The organism is Psychrobacter sp. TB55-MNA-CIBAN-0194 (assembly GCF_040309505.1).
GTDB lineage: Bacteria > Pseudomonadota > Gammaproteobacteria > Pseudomonadales > Moraxellaceae > Psychrobacter > Psychrobacter fozii.
In genome coordinates, this window is the sequence record NZ_JBEOOW010000262.1 from 1 (window position 1) to 273 (window position 273).

1 pseudogene is annotated in these 273 nt (G+C 42.5%); it reads left to right on the top strand.

The window, feature by feature from the left end:
• Positions 1-273: pseudogene (trmE, locus tag AAEY75_RS15070) on the top strand (tRNA uridine-5-carboxymethylaminomethyl(34) synthesis GTPase MnmE); the annotation flags it as partial.

Here is a 273-nt window from a genome sequence, read left to right on the forward strand (position 1 = left end):
GATTTAGCCACTAATGTCGCGACAGCGATTATTGGCCACATACCCAAAACGCGTTACGCAGAATATTGTGACTTTAACAATGCTGACGGTCAGGTGATTGATCAAGGGATTGCACTATTTTTTAAAGGACCAAATTCATTTACCGGCGAAGATGTCCTAGAACTGCAAGGTCATGGCGGTCAAATAGTACTCGACATGCTAATTAAGCGAGTGATGGAAATAGACGGTATTCGTATTGCTAGACCAGGTGAATTTAGCGAACAAGCCTTTATG